The organism is Exiguobacterium sp. UBA7533 (genome assembly GCF_002479335.1).
In the GTDB taxonomy this organism is placed as follows: Bacteria; Bacillota; Bacilli; order Exiguobacteriales; family Exiguobacteriaceae; genus Exiguobacterium_A.
Window position 1 is genome coordinate 14,051 of sequence record NZ_DLMP01000007.1, and the last position, 4,389, is coordinate 18,439.

At 45.5% G+C, this 4,389-nt stretch carries 5 protein-coding genes; all 5 read right to left on the minus strand.

What is annotated here, in order from left to right; translation table 11 throughout:
• Positions 1-782: AMP-binding protein (locus B2U10_RS11140; RefSeq protein WP_290787748.1), on the minus strand; the 782-nt coding region annotated here is incomplete at its 3' end.
• A gap of 123 nt (positions 783-905) precedes the next feature.
• Complete coding sequence (locus tag B2U10_RS11145; protein WP_290787751.1) at positions 906-1,793, minus strand: SDR family oxidoreductase; 888 nt, start codon at positions 1,791-1,793, stop codon at positions 906-908.
• Positions 1,794-1,843: 50 nt separating this feature from the next.
• On the minus strand, positions 1,844-2,833 hold the full coding sequence (locus B2U10_RS11150) for a lipoate--protein ligase (protein ID WP_214856732.1): 990 nt from the start codon (positions 2,831-2,833) through the stop codon (positions 1,844-1,846).
• 39 nt (positions 2,834-2,872) lie between these two features.
• Positions 2,873-3,553, minus strand: coding sequence for a DsbA family oxidoreductase (locus tag B2U10_RS11155; RefSeq protein WP_290787754.1), 681 nt, complete (start codon positions 3,551-3,553; stop codon positions 2,873-2,875).
• 146 nt (positions 3,554-3,699) lie between these two features.
• Positions 3,700-4,389 (minus strand): glycerol-3-phosphate dehydrogenase C-terminal domain-containing protein (locus B2U10_RS11160; RefSeq protein ID WP_290787756.1); only part of this gene is annotated, 690 nt, incomplete at its 5' end.

The following is a 4,389-nucleotide window of genomic DNA, read 5'->3' on the forward strand; positions in this document are numbered from 1 at the left end:
GCAAAAATCGTCACCTGTTCTTTTTTCGCTAACTCAAACGTCTCTTGTGGTGAAAACCGTGAAGCAATGATGATTGAGGCTCCATGTGCGAGCGAAGCATTGATGACGACTGTCAAACAAAAGACATGGAACATTGGTAATACGGCAAGTGTCCGGTCTTTACTTGATACGTGTAGATAATCTCCGATTGAGCGCGCATTTGACGTCAGATTACGATGCGATAACATCGCACCTTTTGGTTTTCCTGTCGTCCCACTTGTATAGAGAATGACGGCGATGTCATCCAGTTCATTCGTCACGTCTGTCAATGGATGTTCGATTTCGAGCCAGCGATCGAGCGTGATGAACGTAACTTGTTGATGTGTTTCGTTTGGTCCTTCCTGATCCGCATAGGGAACAGAGACGACAATCTTGAGGTTCGGTAAATGAACAAGACGATCTTTTGCGGCTTCGACAAGCGGAGCAATGCCTAAAATCCCTTTCACATCACCGTTCATCAGGATATACCCGATTTCATCCGGCGTGTATGTAGGATTGATTGGAATTGCAATAGCTCCTTGTTTCATGATGGCATAGTACGCGACTAGGAAGGATGGACTGTTCCCTAAGATAAGCGCAACATGATCGCCCTTTCGAATTCCATTTGCTTCAAGCGCGCCGGCTGCCCGGTGAAACTTCTCGACGAACTCACGATAGCTGACTTGCGTGTCCTCAAACACATACGCCGTTGTGTCCGGATGTGTTCGAGCTGTCTCCTCAACGGATTGAATCAATCCAAGCATGAGCAAAATTCCCCTTTCGAATGAATGACTATTCATTTTTTACGTAAAAAAATCCATACGTAGTCAAAAGCGACCGTATGGATAGTGTAACACTTTTTGGAAACGTTTTCACCGAGTTTCTTTTTAACCGTTAACGATGACACCACCATTTAAGTGAAGGACCTGTCCTGTCATATAACTTGAATCGTTACAGGCGAGGAAGACATAAGCAGATGCCATCTCGGCCGGTTGCCCTGGGCGATCCATAGGTGTATTCTTACCGAACGTCTTGACTGATTCATCCGGGAACGTCTCCGTGATGAGTGGTGTCCAAATCGGACCGGGCGCGACGGCGTTGACACGAATTCCCTCTTTTGCCAGATTCATTGAAAGACTCCGCGTGAAGCTAACGATTGCTCCTTTAGTAGCGGAGTAGTCGATCAATAATGCGTTCCCCTCGTATGCTGTCGAAGATGTTGTATTGATGATGGCAGAACCAAGTGAAAGGTGCGGTAGTGCGGCACGGGCAAGACGCATCATTCCGAAGATATTTGTCTTGAACGTCTTCTCCATCGACTCATCCGTGATATCCTTCAGACTATCTTCTGGTTTTTGCATACTTGCATTGTTGACGACGATATCTAAGCGACCGAAATGGTCGATCGTTTTTTGAACAAGTGTTTCACAGTAGTCTGCGTCCCCAATATCTCCTTTAGAAAGTAGGACTTCGCCTCCTAATTCTTCAAGACGCGCCTTCGTTTCTTCTGCTCCCTCTTGATCGCCATAGAAAGCAATGACGACCTTTGCCCCTTCACGGACATAAGCAATCGAGACAGCACGACCAATTCCAGAATTGCCGCCTGTGACGATTGCGACCTTTCCTTCAAGCTTACCTGCTGCCTTATAATCATCACGCTCATAATAAGGTAACGGTTGTTCATCCTCCGTCTTCGGTAATTGTTTTGAAAGCTGTTCAAAATCGATAAAGTCCGTCAACGAACCTTCTAAAAAGTTATCTTTATTATAGCCCATGAAAAAAACTCCCCCTATGCTGTTGATAGAAGGAGTTTTCCCATAAAGACTTACGCTAAAACGTCTAGCACCTCATCAAGTTCGACGGCGCCGAAATATTTTTTCAATTCGTACCGACCGAGCACTTCGCGAAGAGACGCGCGATCATAACGTGTACCTTCAAGCGCCCGTGCGATTTCTTCCGCGTCCTCGACGCCAAAGAAGTCACCGTAAATCTTCGCTTCTTCAATGATGCCTTTTTTGACATTCAATCGGAAGTCAATCGTTCCGATCGGGAAACGTTTTTTTTGAATGACATCGAATTTCGGTGATTTTCCGAAATTCCATTCCCAGTTGCCATAACGTTCTGCCGAGATGGCACGTACTTTATCCCAGTCTTCTTCAGTTAAGATATACCGTTCAATCTCTTTCCCTTCATAGATCGAGGCAAGGAGATGATCGACGAATTGTTCCATCGTCAACGGTTCTGTCAGGAATTCCGAGATGTTTGCGACACGACTCCGAACCGATTTAATGCCTTTGGAACGCATCTTCTCTTCACTGACGACAAGCGCATTGACGACTTCTTCGATGTTCGAATCGAGCATCAGCGTACCATGACTAAACATCCGTCCTTTTGTCGTGAACTGGGCATTCCCGCTGATTTTCCGGCTTCCGACATGAATATCGTTTCGTCCAGATAATTCCGCTTCGACACCGAGTTTATGCAGCGCTTGCACGACAGGCTCCGTGAACTTTTTATAGTTGTTGAACGAATCACCGTCATCTTTCGTCAAGAAACTGAAGTTCAAGTTTCCTTCATCATGATAAACAGCGCCACCGCCGGAAAGACGACGGACGACGTGGATGCCGTTTTCCTCGACATACTTCAAATTAACTTCTTCATTCGTGTTCTGGTTTTTTCCGACGATGATGGATGGACCGTTGATATAAAACAAGAAATAGTCTTCTTCATTGACGTTCAGGTTGTTCAAGATGAATTCTTCGACAGCGAGATTGATTCGCGCATCGCGAATCTCAGGATGGAAGATGAATTTCATAAGGGTTTCGTGCTCCTTTGTGATGGAATCATAATGTGATCAGTTACAGCCGTCGACACCACACGCATCACCTTCAGCGATGATTTCAAGTGTTTGTTCTTGGCGGATCTTCGTGAAGACTTGTTCGAATGCTTCTACTGGTTGTGCGCCGGAAATAGCATATTTTCGGTCGAAGACGAAGAACGGTACACCACGAACACCAAGTTGTTGTGCCATCGCCTCTTCTTCTCGAACATCTGTCGCCAGTTCTTTTGATGCGAGAAACGCTGTGACATCTGCTTCAGCAAGTCCTGCTTCTACTGCGATCCGCTTCAGAATGGCTGGGTCATTCAAATCTTCTCCATTCATGAAATAAGCTGTGAACAAAGCTTCCGATACTGCATTCATCTTACCATGTTTTTTTGCAAATTGAGTCAGGCGATGAGCCTCGAATGTATTGGCTGGGATGACACGATCCATCTCGTAGTGCAAGCCTTCCTGACGTGCCGTATCAACGACACCTTGCGACATATTCCGTGCTTGTTCGAGAGTCGTCCCATATTTCGAAGCAAGAATTTCGTATAACCCTTGCGTCGGCACTGCTGGTGCATCTGGGTCAAGTTCAAAGCTTTTGAATTCGACCTCAACATCCAACTTTTCGTTCGCAATTGCTTGTTCTAAACGACGCTTCCCAATATAACAAAACGGACATGCATAATCCGACCATACTTCTACTTTCATCTGTGTTCTCTCCTTTTGTGCAGTTTCATACATTAAGCATAGTCGCCTCTAGACAGAGTTGCAATCTTTCCGCCCAGGTCGATTCGAATATGTGCGAAAAAAGAACCAAGATCGTTTTGATCTTGGTTCTTTAGTGCGTTCATCGCTTATTCTGTTACAAGCGCGTGTGCTGCATCTTCGATCTCAATATCGAGTTCTTTCGTGTAAGCAGCTGTTTGTTCTGCTGTCCAGTTCAAGACAGTTTTCATTTCTTCGATGACCGCGTCTTTGTGAGCACGAGCCCAAGCGATGTCGAAGAAGACAGCACCTGTACGACGGATGAAGAAGTCGATCGGACGAGCGACCATTTCATGTTCGATACCATAGTGAAGTTGTGCGTAGACAGAACGTGGAAGATCTGTCGTAGCAGCATCATATGCTGCTGCATATTCAAGCACTTTCGGTAAGTTCGAACCGTAGCGTTTTGCTAAGAATTGAACTTCCTCTGTTGTTAGACCATTCGTTGCTGTTTGAGCTTTTAGGAATTCAGCAAATCCTTTTGCTCCGCCGACATGTCCACCCGACATTGGCATGTTTTTCGTCGAGCAACGTGCATACGCAACATTTTCTTCTTTTTTCAAGAGTTTTGCAACGAGATCAACGACGTGCTCACCCATTTTACGGTATCCAGTCAATTTCCCACCAGCAATCGTGATGAGACCTGACTCAGATTGCCATACTTCATCTTTACGAGAGATTTCAGAAGGGTCTTTTCCTTGTTCATAGATCAACGGACGTACACCAGCCCAGCTTGATTCTATATCTTCCGCTGTTACTTTAACATCTGGGAACATATA